We start from the raw sequence: 17,763 nt of genomic DNA on the forward strand, positions 1-17,763 counted from the left end.
CCCCTCCTTTCCGGTTTATACGTCTTGCTCTAATAAACGAATACCGTTACCTGCTAAAAAATGATCTGGTTGAATAGCTACAGCTTTCTTAAACATTGCAAGCGCCTTCTCACTCTTTTCTTCAAACGCATACGCAACACCTAAATTGTAATAGGCATCTGCATATTCTTCATCAAGCGCTACAACTTTTTCAAAATAAGGTTTTGCTTCTTTTACATGTTCTAGACGCGCAAAGCATAATCCGCATTGGAAAATGGCTTCAACGTCACTTTCATTTAACTCAGCTGCACGTTGTAAAAATGGCAGTGCTAAGCGGTCATTTCCAAGCTGCACATATGTAATGCCAAGCATAAACGAAACATCTCCGGTCTGCAGCCCTGCTTGCATCGCTTTCTCAAACGTTTCTTTTGCCTGTGCAAAAAGCTCTTGCTGGTAATATATATTTCCTAGTCCATAATACGCTGTAGCAGATTTTTCATCTAATTCAATCGCGCGTTTATAAAAGGCAACAGCACGCTCACTGTCCCCTAATACATCTAATAAATTTGCAAAGTTAATATAACCAAGTGCATCTTTTGGGTTTTCCTCAATGGCCTCTGTAAAATTTTTTGCTGCTTCTTCCCAGTTTCCTTCTTGCATATATTGAATGCCTGTTTCAAGCTTGTTTGACATATTCCTCACCTCTACAACAAATTATAACAAAGAATCTATTTTTACAACGAACAAAAATTCGCCTTTACTAAAAAGAAACCTCTGACCGGTACAAGGCAGAGGTTTTTCTTTCTTATCCTAAATAATCAAGTTTCTTACCATTACGGTATACTTCATCGATTGTCGCGCCGCCTAAGCACTCATCTCCATCATAGAAGACCACCGCTTGTCCAGGTGTAATAGCACGAATTGGCTCATCACAAAGAATTCGAATTGTATTCTCATCAACAATTTGAACCGTTACAGCGTTATCCTCTTGACGATAGCGGAATTTTGCTGTGCATGTAAATTCTTTTTCTTTCGGCTTATTGCTTACCCAGCTTACATTTGTAGCAAACACTTCGTCACCATATAACAGCTCATTATGGAATCCTTGTTCTACATATAAAATGTTTTCTTTCAAGTTTTTCCCAACAGCAAACCATGGATCACCATTGCCACCAATGCCAAGGCCGTGACGTTGTCCAATTGTATAATACATTAAACCGTCATGTTTTCCTTTGACTTCGCCAGATAATGTTTGCATCTTACCTGGTTGCGCTGGTAAATAGTTACTTAAAAAGTCTTTAAAATTGCGCTCTCCGATAAAGCAAATACCTGTACTATCTTTTTTCGCCGCTGTTGCTAAACCTGCTTCTTTCGCCATTTCACGAATTTGCGGCTTCTTTAACTCACCAAGCGGGAACATTGTTCTTGATAATTGGTCTTGACCTAGTTGATTTAAGAAATATGTTTGATCTTTATTATCATCAACGCCGCGGAGCATTTTATACTCACCATCAATATACGCTACACGTGCATAGTGTCCTGTTGCTACATAGTCTGCACCAAGCGCCATTGCATGATCTAAAAATGCTTTAAATTTAATTTCTTTATTACACATTACATCTGGGTTTGGCGTACGCCCAGCACGGTATTCATCTAAAAAGTACGTAAACACTTTATCCCAATATTGTTTTTCAAAATTGACTGCATAATACGGGATTCCAATTTGGTTACATACTTCAATGACATCGTTATAGTCTTCTGTTGCTGTACATACGCCGTTTTCGTCCGTATCATCCCAGTTTTTCATAAAGATTCCGATTACATCATAGCCTTGCTTCTTTAATAGCATTGCTGCTACAGATGAATCAACGCCACCGGACATCCCGATGACAACGCGTGTTTCGTGAGGTAGTTTGTTCATCATGTCACCTCCTATATTAATTTTGTGTTAATCGCTTCACGATCTTCACTGTTTCGTACGCTGCCTTTTCGACTTGTTCTTTCGTATTCCCAAGACCAAAGCTAAAACGTACGGATGAACGTATTTTATCGGATTCTTTTCCGAACATCGCCACGAGCACATGTGATGGATCAATAGAGCCGGCTGTACAAGCAGATCCGCTTGAAACCGCAACTCCTGCTAAGTCCAGATTCATAAGAAATGACTCAATATTCATTCCTGTAAAACTTATATTTAACACATGTGGCAAGCTATGCTCGAAGCTTCCGTTTACCTCGAAAGTAATGTCTTCTTGTTTAAAGACAGATATCATTATATCTTTAAATTCCTTGTATTGGGCAATTTTTTGCTCACGAGTTTGCTCCGCTAACAAAACAGCTTGCCACAGCCCGACAATTCCTGGCACATTTTCTGTACCAGCGCGGCGTTTTCGCTCTTGCTCTCCGCCTGTTAACAGTGGTTCAAATTTCACATGCTGCCCTGCATATAAAAAGCCAACACCTTTTGGACCGTTAATTTTATGGGAAGAGATTGATAATAAATCAATGCCAAGCTCTTTTACATCAATTGCTGTTAAACCGTATGCCTGTACTGCATCTGTATGAAAATAAGCATCATGTTCTTTTAATAAAGCACCAATTTCTGCTATCGGCTGCACTGTACCCACTTCATTATTTCCAAACATAATCGATACAAGAATCGTTTGATCTGTTAATGCCTCTTGCAGATCAGAAATACGAATACGCCCTGTTTCATCAACAGGTAAATACGTCACTTCAAACCCTTCCCGCTCTAACACATTGCATGTATGCAAAATCGCATGATGCTCAATCGATGTCGTAATAATGTGATTTCCTTTCTTACGATTTGCACGAGCTACGCCGAGAAGAGCTAAATTATCAGCCTCTGTACCGCCGCTTGTAAAAATAATTTCATTTGGATTTGCTTGGATGCTGCGCGTGCACGCACGTCTTGCTTCATCAACTGCATGACGGCCTTGGCGCCCAAAGAAATGGATGCTTGACGGGTTACCAAATGCTTCTGTCATATATGGAATCATCTTTTCGACTACTTCTGGGTGAGCCGGAGATGTCGCAGCATGATCTAAGTAAATGCGTTCCATTATATCTCCTTCTTTCCAAATCGTTACACACGGAATTAAATGTAAAACATATAACCACCGTTGTTTTCTTCTTCATAGCGTACTAAGTCTTCTAACGTTGTACTATCAAGAACTTCTTGTACCGCATCACGAACACGTATCCAAAGCTGACGCTGTGCGGGTTCTTCTTCATCCAACATTTCTACTACGCTAATCGGACCTTCTAATACACGAATGACATCACCAGCTGTAATGTTAATTGGTTGATCCGATAATACATAACCACCATATGCACCGCGTGTACTTTTTACAAGACGGGCATTACGAAGCGGCGAAATTAGTTGCTCTAAATAATGCTCTGATAAATCATGCGCTTGAGCAATTGATTTTAATGAAATTGGACCTTCTCCAAATTTTTTTGCAAGATCAATCATAATCGTTAAACCGTAACGGCCTTTTGTTGAGATTTTCATATATGTTGCACCTCTTTTCAAATCTTTCACTTTTACTTGGCTAGTTATTCTTTTATTTAGTAGGAAGAACACTCTCTGAAATCAAAATCCTTTGAAATTATAGCATAATATAGTATGATAAGAAATTTCAACTTTTCTAACAGAAATGATAACATATAAATATATCAAATAACTCGGAATTTATAACATAAAGTGAAACTTTAATCAGTGGGGGGTTTCTTTATCCCCCACTGATTATTAGCCCTCACCAATCGGGCTTTTACGGGCAGTTTATCTCCCATCTAACTTCTTTAGAAAAGCGGAAGCGGCTTGCTCAGAATCGCAGGGCGTTGGAGCCTAAGGCGGAGAGGCGCTTTTTGCCTCGTCCGAGGGGGGCGAAACGACCGGAGATTCTAGCCGCTAGAGCTGGACAACGAAGAAATGCGGAAGTGGCTCGTTCAGAATGTGAGGGGGATGGAGCTTCTGACGTAGAGGTGTTTTTTACCTCGTAGGAAGAAGCGAAGCCACCGAACATTCTAGCCACTGGAGCTCGACAATGCTTTACCAAATTTTGAGGTGGGAGTATTACTGCCCGCGAATAGCGGGATAAACAACGAACGGTCACTGAAGGAGAGAGAACATATGAAACAACCACTCGCGCATCGAATGCGTCCGACCAATATTACAGAAGTTATCGGACAAGAACATTTAGTGGGCGAAGGCAAAATTTTATGGCGGATGGTACAAGCAAAGCATCTACAATCAATGATTTTATACGGACCTCCTGGAACAGGAAAAACATCCATTGCAAGCGCCATTGCCGGCAGCATCGGTATGCCTTTTCGCCTATTAAATGCCGTTACTCATAATAAAAAAGATATGGAAGTTGTTGTCCAAGAAGCAAAAATGCACCGACACCTTATCTTAATTTTAGATGAGGTACATCGGTTAGATAAAGGAAAACAAGATTTTCTTCTTCCTCACTTAGAAAGCGGACTCATTACATTAATCGGGGCAACAACAAGCAATCCATTTCACGCAATTAATTCCGCTATTCGGAGCCGTTGTCAAATTTTTGAGTTACACGCTTTAACAGAAGAAAATATTTTACAAGGATTAAAACGCGCTTTAACAGATGAGGAAAAAGGACTAGGAGAGTACAATGTAATAGTAACAGATGAAGCTCTGCTTCATTTTGCAAACGCATCGGGCGGTGATATGCGCTCTGCTTATAATGCGCTTGAGCTCGCTGTCTTATCTAGCTTTACAACAAATGAAGAAACAGTAGAAGTCTCACTTGAAATAGCTGAAGAATGTTTACAGAAAAAAAGTTTTGTACACGACAAAAGCGGTGATGCACATTATGATGTATTGTCAGCTTTCCAAAAATCAGTTCGCGGAAGCGATGTAAATGCAGCCCTTCATTATTTAGCCCGCCTTATTGAAGCTGGTGACATGCAAAGTATCGGCAGACGATTACTTATTATGGCATACGAAGATATCGGGCTTGCAAACCCACAAGCTGGGCCGCGTACGCTAGCTGCCATTGAATCCGCAGAACGCGTTGGCTTTCCAGAAGCTCGTATTCCGCTTGCAAATGCAGTCATTGAACTATGTTTATCACCAAAATCAAATTCAGCATATAAAGCACTCGATGAAGCCTTACATGATCTTAGAAATGGACACACAGGCGATGTCCCCCCCCATTTAAAAGATAGTCACTATAAAGGCGCTGAAACGCTCGGAAGAGGTATTGGTTACTTATATCCGCACGACTATCCAAATGGATGGGTTCAACAACAATACTTGCCAGATAAAATAAAAAACAAACAATACTATAAACCAAAGAAAACAGGAAAATTTGAACAAGCACTCGCTTCTGTTTATGAAAGATTGCAACATTCGTATAAAAGTGAATGAAAAGGGTAATATAAGCGAAAACGACATGAAATATGGGGGTTTCGCAATGAAAATGCGCCAAGATGCATGGACTGGAGAAGAGGATTTACTTCTAGCAGAAACCGTTTTACGTCATATTCGCGAGGGCAGCACCCAATTAAAAGCATTTGATGAAATTGGCGATCAATTAAACCGAACATCCGCTGCTTGCGGCTTTCGTTGGAATGCAGAAGTTCGGCAAACCTATGAAGAAGCTGTACAAATTGCGAAAAAACAGCGAAAAGAATTGAAGCGGATACAAGCAACGGAGCAAAAACAGCAAATATCACGCTTGAAGCCGAAGAAAACTGTCGTAATTGATGCTGAGTTTTCAGAAGAACTCAGCGTAAATCAACCATCGCTTACGATGCAAGATGTAATTTCATTTCTTCAAAACGTTGAACAAAACAATCCACGATTAGAGAAGTTGCAAACTGAAAACGAAACATTACACCATCAGCTCGAAAAACAGCGAAAAACAAATCAAGAATTAGAGAAAAAGCTTGAAACGTTGAAGAAGCAACAACAATCTGTACAAGAAGACTATGAAACACTTGTCAGAATTATGGACCGCGCTCGCAAGCTTGTTATATTAGACGAGCCAAAAGAGCAAATGGCACCGATTTTTAAAATGGATCAGAACGGAAATTTAGATATTGTTTCACAGTAAAAAAGAGAGATGCATAAGCACCTCTCTTTTTTACTCTTGTCCCACACGCTTTACTTCTATATCCTTCAAACGTTCACGTACGACATGACTTGCCATAATTAAGCCTGCCACAGACGGAACGAATGCGTTAGAGGACGGTGGTAATTTCGCTTTACGAATTTTTGCGTTTTCATCTGGAACGATTTCTTTACGAATATCTTCACGAATCACAATCGGATTTTCGTCAGAGAATACAACCTTCACACCTTTTTTAATGCCCTCTTTACGAAGCTTTGTGCGAATGACCTTTGCAATTGGATCTGTATGTGTTTTGGAAATATCAGCAATGCGGAAACGAGTCGGATCCATTTTATTTGCTGCACCCATACTTGAAATGATTTTAATTTTACGTCGCAAGCACTGTTTAATTAAATGAATTTTGAACGTAATTGTATCAGATGCATCCACTACGAAATCTAAACCATATTTAAAGAACTCTTCGTATGTTTCATCTGTATAAAACATTTCTAATGCGATAACTTCGCAGTCTGGGTTAATATCAGCAATACGCTCTTTCATTAGTTCTACTTTCGAACGACCCACAGTAGAAAGTAATGCATGGATTTGACGGTTAACATTTGTAATATCGACAACGTCTTTATCAACTAATACAAGACGACCTACGCCAGAACGCGCTAACGCTTCTGCTGCAAACGAACCAACGCCGCCAATTCCTAAAATACCAACTGTACTATTTTTTAATATTTCAATACCTTCTTTTCCGAAGGCTAATTCATTACGTGAAAATTGATGTAACATGCGTTCTACACTCCTATTACAAAAATGGTCTACCATGTATTCTAGCGTTTTTCCGACTATTTGTATAGAAAAAGTTATATACTCAAACAAAAAATCCTAGATGGAATTAGTATGTCCATCTAGGATTCGTTCTTACTTCTCTTCTTTTACTTTTAATTGTAAGTAAAGCTCTTCAAGCTGTGCATCTGCAACTGGGCTTGGCGCTTCTGTTAATAAGCAGCTTGCGCTTGCTGTTTTCGGGAATGCAATTGTATCACGAAGGTTCGTACGACCTGCAAGTAACATCACAAGACGGTCTAAACCTAATGCAATTCCTCCGTGCGGCGGTGTACCATATTCGAACGCTTCTAATAAGAAACCGAATTGTTCTTGTGCTTCTTCTTGTGAGAAACCAAGTGCTTTGAACATTTTTTCTTGTACATCACGCTCGTAAATACGAAGTGATCCACCACCAAGCTCATAACCGTTTAATACAAGGTCATATGCTTGTGCACGCGCTTTTTCTGGTGCTGTTTCTAATAGCTCTACATCTTCACGGAATGGCATTGTGAATGGATGATGCGCTGCGAAGTAACGATCAGCATCTTCATCATACTCAAGAAGCGGCCAATCTGTTACCCATAGGAAGTTAAACTTGCTTTCATCGATTAACTCAAGTTCTTTACCTAAGCGTAAACGAAGTGCTCCTAAGCTATCCGCAACAACGCTCTTCTTATCAGCAACGAATAATAATAAGTCACCAGCAGTTGCTTCTAACGTGCTCATAAGTGCGTTTGCATCTTCTTCGTTAAAGAATTTTGCGATTGGGCCTTTTAAGCCGTCTTCTTCAACTTTTAACCAAGCTAAACCTTTTGCTCCGTATACTTTTACGAATTCTGTTAATGCATCGATGTCTTTACGAGAATATTTGCTTGCTGCACCTTTTGCATTAATTGCTTTCACTTGTCCACCGCTCTCTACAGCACTTGTGAACACTTTAAAACCGCAGCCTGCTGCAAATTCTGATAGGTCAATAAGCTCCATCGCAAAACGTGTATCTGGCTTGTCAGAACCGTAACGAGCCATTGCATCTGCATATGTCATGCGCGGGAACGGTGCATTAATCTCTACACCTTTCGCTTCTTTCATTACTTTTGTCATCATGCGTTCCGTCATTTCTAGAATTTCTTCTTGCGTTAAGAATGATGTCTCAATGTCGACTTGTGTGAATTCTGGCTGACGATCTGCACGTAAGTCTTCATCACGGAAGCAGCGTGCTACTTGATAATAACGCTCAAATCCGCCGACCATAAGAAGCTGCTTAAATAGCTGCGGAGATTGTGGCAGTGCATAAAACTCGCCTTCATGTACGCGGCTTGGTACTAAGTAATCACGAGCTCCTTCTGGTGTGCTTTTCGTTAAAATTGGTGTTTCTACTTCTAAGAAATCTTCGCTATCTAAGAAATTACGAATTGTTTTTGTTACGTCGTGACGCATTTTAAATGTGTTGTACATAACTGGACGACGTAAGTCTAAGTAACGATATTTTAAGCGTACATCTTCTGATGCATCTGTATCATCTGTAATCATAATTGGCGGTGTTTTTGCTGCATTAAGTACGTTTACTTTCGTAGCTTGTACTTCAATGCGGCCTGTAGCCATATTTTCATTGATTGCACCAGCTGCACGCTCAACAACTGTACCTTCTACATGCAGCACATATTCACCGCGAATTGTTTCTGCTATTTCTAACGCTTCCTTTGAAGTTTCGGGACTAAATACGACTTGCACGATACCTGTACGGTCACGTAAGTCAATGAAAATTAATCCACCTAAATCACGGCGCTTTTGTACCCAACCTTTTAATTGAACCGCTTGTCCAACTGCTTCTACTGTTACTTTTCCGCATGCATGCGTTCTTTCAGCCATTTCCTTTTCCCCCTATAGAGACTTTTCTGCTACGTACGAAGCAAATACATCTAACGCAACTTCTTCTTGTTCGCCCGTTGCCATATCTTTTAAATTGATAATGCCTTTTTCTAACTCATCATCACCTAATACAGCTACATACTTTGCACTTAGACGATCCGCTGATTTAAACTGCGCCTTCATTTTACGATCTAAGTAATCTTTCTCAACCGCTAAGCCAGCCTTACGAAGGTCAAAGACAATTTTCGCAGCATGATCTTTCGCTTTTTCACCAAGCGCTACAACATAACAATCAATGTGATGAGCAAGTGGTAATTCAATATTCTCAGCCTTTAACGCCATAATTAAACGTTCAATACTCATCGCAAAACCAATACCAGGCATTTCTGGGCCGCCGATTTCTTGTACAAGTCCATTGTAACGACCACCGCCGCTTAACGTCGTAATCGCTCCGAAACCTTCTGCCTCACTCATAATTTCAAATACAGTGTGCTGATAATAATCTAAACCACGCACAAGGTTTGGATCTTTCTCAAATGGAATGCCCATCATTGTTAATAATCCTTGTACTTTTTCATAGTACACACTTGATTCTTCGTTTAAATACTCTGTTATAGACGGTGCTGTGCTCATCAGTTCATGATTGCGATCTTTTTTACAATCTAAAATACGAAGTGGGTTTTTCTCTAAACGAGATTGGCAATCCGAACAGAATTCCCCAATGTGAGGCTCAAAGTGTGCAATTAACGCATCGCGATGTGCTTTACGGCTCGCTGCATCACCTAAGCTATTTAAAACAACTTTTATATTCTTTAAGCCCATGCCGCGGTAAAACTCAACAGCAAGTGCAATTACTTCCGCATCGATTGCTGGATCATTACTGCCAATCGCTTCAATACCAAACTGAACAAATTGACGGTAACGACCTGCTTGTGGTCTTTCATAACGGAACATCTGTCCGATATAATATAATTTTGTTGGCTGCGTAGCATCGCCGAACATTTTATTTTCCACATAAGAGCGTACAACCGGCGCTGTTCCTTCTGGACGAAGCGTTAAGCTGCGCTCTCCGCGATCTTCGAATGTATACATTTCTTTTTGCACGATATCCGTTGTATCACCAACACCACGTAAAAATAATTCTGTGTGTTCAAAAATTGGTGTACGAATCTCTTTATAGTTGTAACGACGACAAATTTCACGTGCTTGTCCTTCAATATACTGCCATAGTTCCACAGTACCAGGAAGGATATCTTGCGTTCCGCGTGGGATTTGAATAGACATATTCAGTTCCTCCTCATTTTTTCAATAATAATAAAAATAAAAAAACTCCCGCCTCTACTGATTCTACAGTAGGGACGAGAGTATAATACCCGTGGTGCCACCCTAATTGAAGCACGTATGCTTCCACTTTTTTAATAACGCTTAAATTGCGTTCAATCTCTACTAAGCACTAAACTGTTCAAGACGAAACCTACAGAGTGTCATTCGATCAGTCATCATGTAGAAATGTTTTCAGCCCCGGACATTTCCTCTCTTTTCATGTGTCTCTCATCTACTCTTCTCTATCATCGGTTTATACCATATGTAACTGTAATAAAACGAATTTGTTTACTACTATACGGTTATTCACAAATGTTGTCAAGGTTCTTAAGAACGGCCAAGATGTTTCTTTAATGTTTTCACATCTTTTAAAGAAAGCCCAAATTCAGAAGCAAGTTCAAGCGATGTATTTTCCTGTTCTTTTGAAATAAACTCATGGAAATTCACATTAAACAATTGATTCGCTCCGTTAGTAGCAGCTTTTCCTTTCTCATTCATACGCATATGTATATCCCTCACATTCAATAGTGGAATTCTAATGACTAGTGTTCCATGTTGATCGGCGAGTTATACTTACGAATGAAACGACTCCCTTTTCATGCTTATTTTTCGTCTAGCAGCAGTATTTCCTCAATTTCAAAATAAAAAAGAGAGAATATATTTCTATATCCTCTCTTCATTCCTTCTTATTTACTCTCTACAATCAACGTCACCGGACCATCATTAATTAACTGAACGTCCATCATCGCGCCAAATTTTCCTGTTTCCACATGCAACCCTTGTTTGCGAAGTTCTTCGTTAAAGAAATCGTATAAACGTTCTGCATAGTCAGGTTTTGCTGCATCCATAAAGTTTGGGCGTCTTCCTTTTCGGCAATCTCCGTATAACGTGAACTGTGAAATGGAAAGAACTTGTCCACCAACGTCTAATACAGAATGGTTCATTTTCTCGTTTTCGTCTTCAAAAATGCGTAAGTTTGCAATTTTTTCAGCGATATACGTTGCATCTTTTTCTGTATCTTCATGGGTGATTCCAACTAAAAGTGTTAAGCCGAAAGGAATTTGTCCTACAACTTCACCTTTTACTGTTACAGATGCTGCTTTTGATCGTTGTAAGACAACTCTCATATATATTCACTCCTAATTAATGCATCATGCGGCGCACCGCATAAATTTCTGGAACTCGTTTAATGCGCTCCACAACTTTTTTCAAATGCTGTAAGTTATGAATAGAAATAGACATATGAATCGTCGCCATTTTGTTGCGGTCGCTTCTTCCTGAAACAGCCGAAATGTATGTTTTCGTTTCTGTTACAGCTTGCAATACTTCATTTAGTAAACCGCGGCGGTCATATCCTGAAATTTCAATATCAACGTTGTATTCAATTTCTTTTTCTGGGCTGCCTTCCCACTCTACATCCAGCAATCTTTCTTGCGCTTCTTCTGTATGAACATTTACACAGTCTGTACGGTGAATCGATACACCGCGGCCTTTCGTAATATAGCCAATGATGTCATCACCTGGAACTGGATTACAACACTTCGATAAGCGGATAAGCAAATTATCAGCACCACTTACTTTCACACCAGAATCCCATTTCCGAATTTTCATCGGTTTCCGAACTTCTTTTACTTCCGTTATTTCTTCTTCACGTTGCTTACGGAATTTATCTGTTAAACGCGTTACAATTTGCGATGCGGTAATGCCGTTATAACCAACAGCGGCAAACATGTCCTCTTCGTTCGCAAAATTAAATTTCTCAGCAACACGTTTTAGGTTATCAGATGCTAATACTTCTTTCATTTCATACTCAAGGCCTCGCACCTCTTTTTCAACAAGCTCGCGACCTTTTTCAATATTCTCATCACGGCGCTGCTTTTTGAAAAATTGACGAATTTTATTTTTCGCATGCGATGTTTGAGCTAATTTCACCCAGTCCTGACTTGGACCGTATGAATGCTTAGATGTTAAAATTTCAATGATGTCACCTGTTTTTAACTTATAATCAAGAGTCACCATCTTACCGTTTACTTTTGCACCAATCGTTTTATTCCCTATTTCAGAGTGAACGCGGTAAGCAAAATCAATTGGAACAGAGCCAAGCGGCAATTCCATTACATCTCCTTTTGGTGTAAAGACAAACACCATATCAGAGAATAAATCAATTTTTAAGGACTCCATAAATTCTTCAGCATTCGAGGCTTCATTTTGCCATTCTAAAATTTGACGGAACCATGTTAATTTTTTCTCAAGCGTTCCTGTTGTGTCAACCGCTTGTCCTTCTTTATATGCCCAGTGTGCTGCGATTCCGTATTCTGCAATTTCGTGCATTTCTTTCGTGCGAATTTGCACTTCAAGCGGATCGCCTTTCGGTCCAATTACTGTTGTATGCAGCGACTGATACAAGTTTGCTTTTGGCATTGCAATATAATCTTTAAAACGGCCTGGCATCGGTTTCCAGCACGTGTGAATAATACCTAGAACTGCGTAGCAATCTTTAATACTATTTACGACAACACGAACAGCTAACAAATCATAAATTTCATTGAATTGTTTATTTTGCATTGCCATTTTACGGTAAATACTGTAAATATGCTTTGGACGACCTGAAATATCCGGTTGAATCGCCACTTCTTTTAACTTGTCACGAATTTCTGTCATAACTTCATCTAAATATTCTTCACGTTCGGCACGCTTGCGTTTCATTAAATTGACAATACGATAATATTGCTGCGGATTTAAATAACGAAGCGCTGTATCTTCTAGTTCCCACTTAATCGTATTAATCCCGAGTCTATGTGCTAATGGTGCAAAAATTTCCAATGTTTCATTTGCAATGCGACGCTGCTTTTCTTGTGGTAAATGTTTCAGCGTACGCATGTTATGAAGACGGTCAGCTAGTTTAATTAAAATCACTCGAATATCTTGCGCCATTGCAATAAACATTTTTCGATGATTTTCTGCTTGTTGCTGCTCATGTGATTTATATTTAATTTTCCCAAGCTTTGTGACACCATCAACAAGCATCGCAATCTCTTTTGTAAATTCACGTTCAATATCTTCTAACGTTACCTCTGTATCTTCTACTACATCATGTAAAAAGCCTGCAGATACAGTAGACGGATCCATTTGTAAATCAACTAAAATACCTGCTACTTGAATCGGATGAATGATATATGGTTCTCCTGATTTTCGGTATTGCTCACTATGTGCGGCACGCGCAAATTCATAAGCGCGCGCAACCAGATCAATATCATCATCTTGTAAATATTGCCCTGCTCTCTCCAGTACCTGTTCAGCTGTTAGTACTTGTTCATTCGCCATCTAATCACCTTTTATTAAAGATTAATAATCTCTTTCCTTGCCAATTAGAATAATTTTTATCTTACCATTATAACGTAATGATTGGGAATTGTGAAAAGGAAAAGATTTTACAGACATTTCACTTTACTTTTTCGATAAATATATAAAAATACCCGATCCTCTCAAAGAGATTCACGGGTACTCCATATGCTGCCATTGTTTACGATTAATATTTTTCTAATACTAATACGTCATAACCATCTAACATTTTACGACCATCTAAATAAGTAAGCTCTACTAAAAATGCAATCCCTGCAACAACACCACCAAGTTCTTCTACTAACTTAATTGTCGCTTCGATTGTTCCACCTGTAGCTAATAAGTCATCTGTAATTAATACTCGTTGGCCAGGTTTGATTGCATCTTTATGAATTGTTAATACATCTTTACCATACTCTTTACCGTAATCTACTTTGATTACTTCGCGTGGTAATTTACCTAATTTACGAACTGGTGCAAAACCCACTTCTAATGCGTAAGAAACTGGACATCCAATAATAAAACCACGAGCTTCTGGTCCTACTACAAGGTCGATATTTCTTTCTTTTGCATACTCAACGATTGCATCCGTTGCTGCTTTATATGCTTTTCCATCATTCATTAAAGGTGTGATATCTTTAAAGACAATACCTTCTTTCGGATAATCCGGTACAATTGCAATATGTTGCTTGAAATCCATATTTATGAATCCTCCTCAAATATAAAAGAATTGTAAATACAAATCCTTTACCCTAACTGTTCTACTTCTTTATGATTACGAATCGTTTCAAACCATGCATATAATTGCTGATATGTGCTATAAACCAGTTCCTTTTCTAATTGTAAGTGGTTTATTTTCTCACGATACGTGTTTGATTCGGTTAAATCGCGCTTTTTCATTTCTTCTGCCATAAAAATGACACCGTCTTTTATTGTAACAAATTCTAACTCAAAAAACACCTGTGTCATGAAATTTACTGTGTCTTTTGACCAACCTTTATGACGACAAAGTTGCTCTCCGTATTGTCGAAGAGAAAATGGTGCTTTTTGATGTAAAAATGAATAGTACCATTTAAAATGTTCCCTCGTTGGAACCGTACTAAATAAATGATTGTTTTCTTGATAAAAAACAGTATAGATACGGTCTGGAAATCCTTTTTCACATATGCGCTTTAAATCCTCTGTCGCATTTGGTAAATCAAGAACAACAACATAACGCCCTTCTAGTGTGGTCACATCTTTGGCGTGTACGAGATAATCTGTATACGCTTCTAAAGAAAACTTTTGCAATGCTTCTTCCTTAAAATACACGATTGTCAGTTTATCACGTGAAAGATCAGCTAGATTTGCTTCTACATTGCGCATGCTGCGCCAATCAAATAATTGCCAAGCTTCTACAGCAATATCTTGAATCATAATTTGTGGTTTACGGAAATTATTCCATTCATTAATAGAAGCTTCTCCAACGATCGACACGTGCGCTACAGGAGAAATTTCTTTTGCAAATGCACCAAAACCAAAACCAACGCTATCTAATGTTGCTTGGCCATCACGAAGTGTCATTTTCAAATGCGAACCATCAGAACCAATTGCACGAATACTTTCAAGACCTGCACCTTTCACAGCGATACGCGGCTTTGGGTTTCCAACACCAAACGGGGCAAGCTTTTGCATTTCTTCAATTGCAGCAAGCGTTACATCTTCCACGTCACACACTGCATCTACTACAGTGACTGGAATAAAATCTTCATCTGATAGCTGAACCGCAGCTTGCTCGTTTAAGCGTCGACGCAGTTCACTAACGTCATTCATATTAAGAGTCATACCAGCAGCCATTGGATGCCCGCCAAAGTGCGGTAAAATGTCCCGGCAATCTGATAAATTGGCATACAAGTCAAAACCTTCAATACTACGAGCTGATCCTTTTGCAGTCCCTTTTTCGGGATCAATACTTAGCACAATTGTCGGACGATAAAAACGATCTACGAGCTTTGAAGCAACAATCCCGATTACACCAGGATTCCAACCTTCTTTTGCAAGAACTAATACTTTATTCTCTTCTGGTGGATAATGTGCTTCCACTTCCGCAATCGCTTCTTCCGTAATTTGCTTTACAATATCTTTTCGCAATTTGTTCAGTTCATCAATTTCTTGTGCAAGTTCTTTTGCTTCTTCTACATCTTCTGACAATAGTAAATGCACAGCTGGCGTTGCATCTTCTAATCGCCCAACTGCATTAATGCGCGGTCCAATTGCAAACCCAACACTCTCTTCTGTAATCTCACCTTGCGAAATATTAGCAACTTTGAACAGTCCTTGTAATCCTACTCGCTGCGTTGTTCGCAATTTTTTCAGTCCACGCTGCACGAGTAGGCGGTTTTCACCATAAAGAGGCACTAAATCAGCTACTGTACCAATAACTGCAATTTCTAATAAATGTTCTGGTACACTCCCAAGCAAAGCATGAGCAACTTTAAATGCAACCCCAACACCTGCCAAGTAATGAAATGGATACACACCACCATCTAACTTCGGATGAATGATCGCTAAAGCTTCCGGCAATTCTGGCGGCGGCTCATGATGATCGGTAATAATTAAATCAACGCCAAGCTCCTTTGCAACCTGCGCCTCGTGAACAGCTGCAATTCCCGTATCAACCGTAATAATAAGCGAGAAACCAGCACGGTGCGCCCAGCGAAACGCTTCTTCATTCGGTCCATATCCTTCTGTAAATCGGTTCGGAATATAAAACTCTACATCCGCTCCAAGTTCTTGCAATGCTAAAAATAAAACGGTTGTACTACTAACACCGTCTGCATCATAATCACCAAAAATTAAAATTTGCTCTCCGTTTTGAATCGCTTGGCGAATACGCTCTACAGTACGGTCCATACCTTCTAATAAAAACGGATCGTGAAATTCTTGCTGCTCTGTATTTAAAAAGTCCACAATCTTTTCTTCCGTATCTAAACCTCTATTCAATAATAGCGAGGTAACAAGAGGAGACAATTGAAGTTTATTTGCCAATTGTCCTACAAGCTCCTCATTATAATACTTTTCTTTCCAACGCGTCTTCGCTTGTAACAACGAAATCACCCCTTAATCCATCCATTATACTAGACAGACTAAGGGGTGACAATAAAGTGAGACTTCTATTTTTGGAGCGCCCTTTTCCAAAAATGGTTAGTCGAACCAATCGGGCTCAAAGGGACAGTTCCTCCTCTGCATTCACTACAGCTCTACTGTCCCTTTGAGCGGGGCAAAGCGAAACTTCCTTTAGCGCTTTTTGCTAAAGGTTAGCCCCGCCAATCGGGCTCCTAGGGACAGTTCTTCTCCTTAACCTACATTAATCAGGAGAATACGGATTAATGTGCACGAAAACATTTTGCACATTGTCTTGCTGCATGAGCACCTCTTTCACATGTTTACCAATGCGATGTCCATCTTCTACCGTAATGAGCGGATCGACAGACACTTTAATATCAACAATAACATAGTGCCCATGCTCTCTGGCATATAGCGAGCCTATTTTCTTTACTCCTTCCACTTGCATAACGGCTTCCCTCATCGGAACGATATCTTCCTCATGAAGTACATGATCCAACGTTGTATGAATCGCTTCTTTTCCAATATCCCAAGCCATTTTTATAACGAGTAAAGATACAAATAAACCGGCAACTGGATCGGCATATACAAGCCAATCCACCCCCATTTTACTTCCTATAATCGCCGCACCAATCCCAATTAAAGCCGCAAATGATGAAAATACATCCGAACGATGCTCATACGCGTTTGCAATAATGGCATCACTATTTATCCTTTTACCTAACTCATATTTGTAGCGAAACATCCCTTCTTTCACAACAATAGAAAGAAGCACAGCAATAACAGTAATCCAGCGCGGCGGCTCTAGCACTTGTGTAAAAGCTTTAATAGAAGAGATAACAATTTCAATTCCGACAACAAATAAAAGAACAGCTACAATAATGGCTGAGATAGATTCCGCTTTTCCATGTCCATATGGATGATCGTCATCAGGCGGTTGCTTTGCTGCCCGCAGTCCAAAAAGGACTGCTAACGAGCCAATGACGTCCGAAGCAGAATGAACAGCATCTGCCATAAGTGCCTTACTATTCCCAACATATCCAATAACCGCTTTTATAATTGCGAGCACAATATTACCGACAATTCCAACCATTGCTCCAAATTCCGCTTGTTTAAAACGTTCATCTTTTTCCATAACCGAAATCCTTTCTTTCGCCAACCTACACTTTATTTTATCCCCGAACAA

The 17,763-nt window shown here is 39.6% G+C and carries 15 protein-coding genes and 1 other annotated feature; of the genes, 2 read left to right on the forward strand and 13 right to left on the reverse strand.

Annotated features, from left to right (window positions below):
- Window positions 1-15: 15 nt before the first annotated feature.
- From NKR74_RS18565 to cymR, 4 genes are all read right to left on the reverse strand, one after another.
- Window positions 16-672: a tetratricopeptide repeat protein gene (locus NKR74_RS18565; protein WP_253630479.1), complete on the reverse strand. Its 657-nt coding sequence runs from the start codon at window positions 670-672 to the stop codon at window positions 16-18.
- Between the two features lie 112 nt (window positions 673-784).
- On the reverse strand, window positions 785-1,900 hold the full coding sequence (gene mnmA, locus NKR74_RS18570; protein WP_098307979.1) for a tRNA 2-thiouridine(34) synthase MnmA: 1,116 nt from the start codon (window positions 1,898-1,900) through the stop codon (window positions 785-787).
- Between the two features lie 16 nt (window positions 1,901-1,916).
- Window positions 1,917-3,062: a cysteine desulfurase family protein gene (locus tag NKR74_RS18575; protein ID WP_253630480.1), complete on the reverse strand. Its 1,146-nt coding sequence runs from the start codon at window positions 3,060-3,062 to the stop codon at window positions 1,917-1,919.
- Window positions 3,063-3,097: 35 nt separating this feature from the next.
- Window positions 3,098-3,514 (reverse strand): cysteine metabolism transcriptional regulator CymR, encoded by a 417-nt coding sequence (gene cymR / locus NKR74_RS18580; protein WP_020060843.1) that lies wholly within the window; start codon window positions 3,512-3,514, stop codon window positions 3,098-3,100.
- Between the two features lie 621 nt (window positions 3,515-4,135).
- Here cymR and NKR74_RS18585 point away from each other — a divergent pair.
- Both NKR74_RS18585 and NKR74_RS18590 read left to right on the forward strand, forming a co-directional pair.
- Window positions 4,136-5,413: a replication-associated recombination protein A gene (locus NKR74_RS18585; protein ID WP_253630481.1), complete on the forward strand. Its 1,278-nt coding sequence runs from the start codon at window positions 4,136-4,138 to the stop codon at window positions 5,411-5,413.
- A 46-nt stretch (window positions 5,414-5,459) separates the two neighbouring features.
- Window positions 5,460-6,101, forward strand: coding sequence for an RsfA family transcriptional regulator (locus tag NKR74_RS18590; RefSeq protein WP_253630482.1), 642 nt, complete (start codon window positions 5,460-5,462; stop codon window positions 6,099-6,101).
- Between the two features lie 30 nt (window positions 6,102-6,131).
- Here NKR74_RS18590 and NKR74_RS18595 read toward each other — a convergent pair whose 3' ends face one another.
- The 9 genes from NKR74_RS18595 to NKR74_RS18635 all read right to left on the reverse strand — a co-directional run bounded on the left by NKR74_RS18595 (window position 6,132) and on the right by NKR74_RS18635 (window position 17,712).
- Complete coding sequence (locus tag NKR74_RS18595; RefSeq protein WP_098307987.1) at window positions 6,132-6,899, reverse strand: tRNA threonylcarbamoyladenosine dehydratase; 768 nt, start codon at window positions 6,897-6,899, stop codon at window positions 6,132-6,134.
- A 132-nt stretch (window positions 6,900-7,031) separates the two neighbouring features.
- Window positions 7,032-8,807 (reverse strand): aspartate--tRNA ligase, encoded by a 1,776-nt coding sequence (gene aspS, locus NKR74_RS18600; protein ID WP_253630483.1) that lies wholly within the window; start codon window positions 8,805-8,807, stop codon window positions 7,032-7,034.
- 12 nt (window positions 8,808-8,819) lie between these two features.
- Window positions 8,820-10,091, reverse strand: a complete 1,272-nt coding sequence (gene hisS, locus NKR74_RS18605) for a histidine--tRNA ligase (protein ID WP_253630484.1) — start codon at window positions 10,089-10,091, stop codon at window positions 8,820-8,822.
- Between the two features lie 67 nt (window positions 10,092-10,158).
- Window positions 10,159-10,388: a binding site (T-box leader), on the reverse strand.
- A gap of 69 nt (window positions 10,389-10,457) precedes the next feature.
- Window positions 10,458-10,634, reverse strand: coding sequence for a hypothetical protein (locus NKR74_RS18610; protein ID WP_098307993.1), 177 nt, complete (start codon window positions 10,632-10,634; stop codon window positions 10,458-10,460).
- A gap of 182 nt (window positions 10,635-10,816) precedes the next feature.
- Window positions 10,817-11,257 carry a D-aminoacyl-tRNA deacylase gene (gene dtd / locus NKR74_RS18615; RefSeq protein ID WP_098307995.1) on the reverse strand — a complete coding sequence of 147 codons (441 nt, stop codon included), beginning with the start codon at window positions 11,255-11,257 and terminating at the stop codon, window positions 10,817-10,819.
- 16 nt (window positions 11,258-11,273) lie between these two features.
- Complete coding sequence (relA, locus tag NKR74_RS18620) at window positions 11,274-13,454, reverse strand: GTP diphosphokinase (protein ID WP_253630485.1); 2,181 nt, start codon at window positions 13,452-13,454, stop codon at window positions 11,274-11,276.
- 205 nt (window positions 13,455-13,659) lie between these two features.
- Entirely contained in the window at window positions 13,660-14,172 is a 513-nt protein-coding gene (locus tag NKR74_RS18625; protein ID WP_253630486.1) for an adenine phosphoribosyltransferase, read from the reverse strand.
- A gap of 47 nt (window positions 14,173-14,219) precedes the next feature.
- Window positions 14,220-16,559, reverse strand: a complete 2,340-nt coding sequence (gene recJ, locus NKR74_RS18630) for a single-stranded-DNA-specific exonuclease RecJ (protein ID WP_253630487.1) — start codon at window positions 16,557-16,559, stop codon at window positions 14,220-14,222.
- A 259-nt stretch (window positions 16,560-16,818) separates the two neighbouring features.
- A complete protein-coding gene (locus NKR74_RS18635) occupies window positions 16,819-17,712 on the reverse strand; it encodes a cation diffusion facilitator family transporter (protein WP_098308003.1) in 894 nt (297 codons plus the stop codon).
- Between the last annotated feature and the right edge of the window lie 51 nt (window positions 17,713-17,763).

Source organism: Bacillus sp. 3103sda1 (assembly GCF_024159135.1).
Classification (GTDB): Bacteria; Bacillota; Bacilli; order Bacillales; family Bacillaceae_G; genus Bacillus_A; species Bacillus_A rhizoplanae.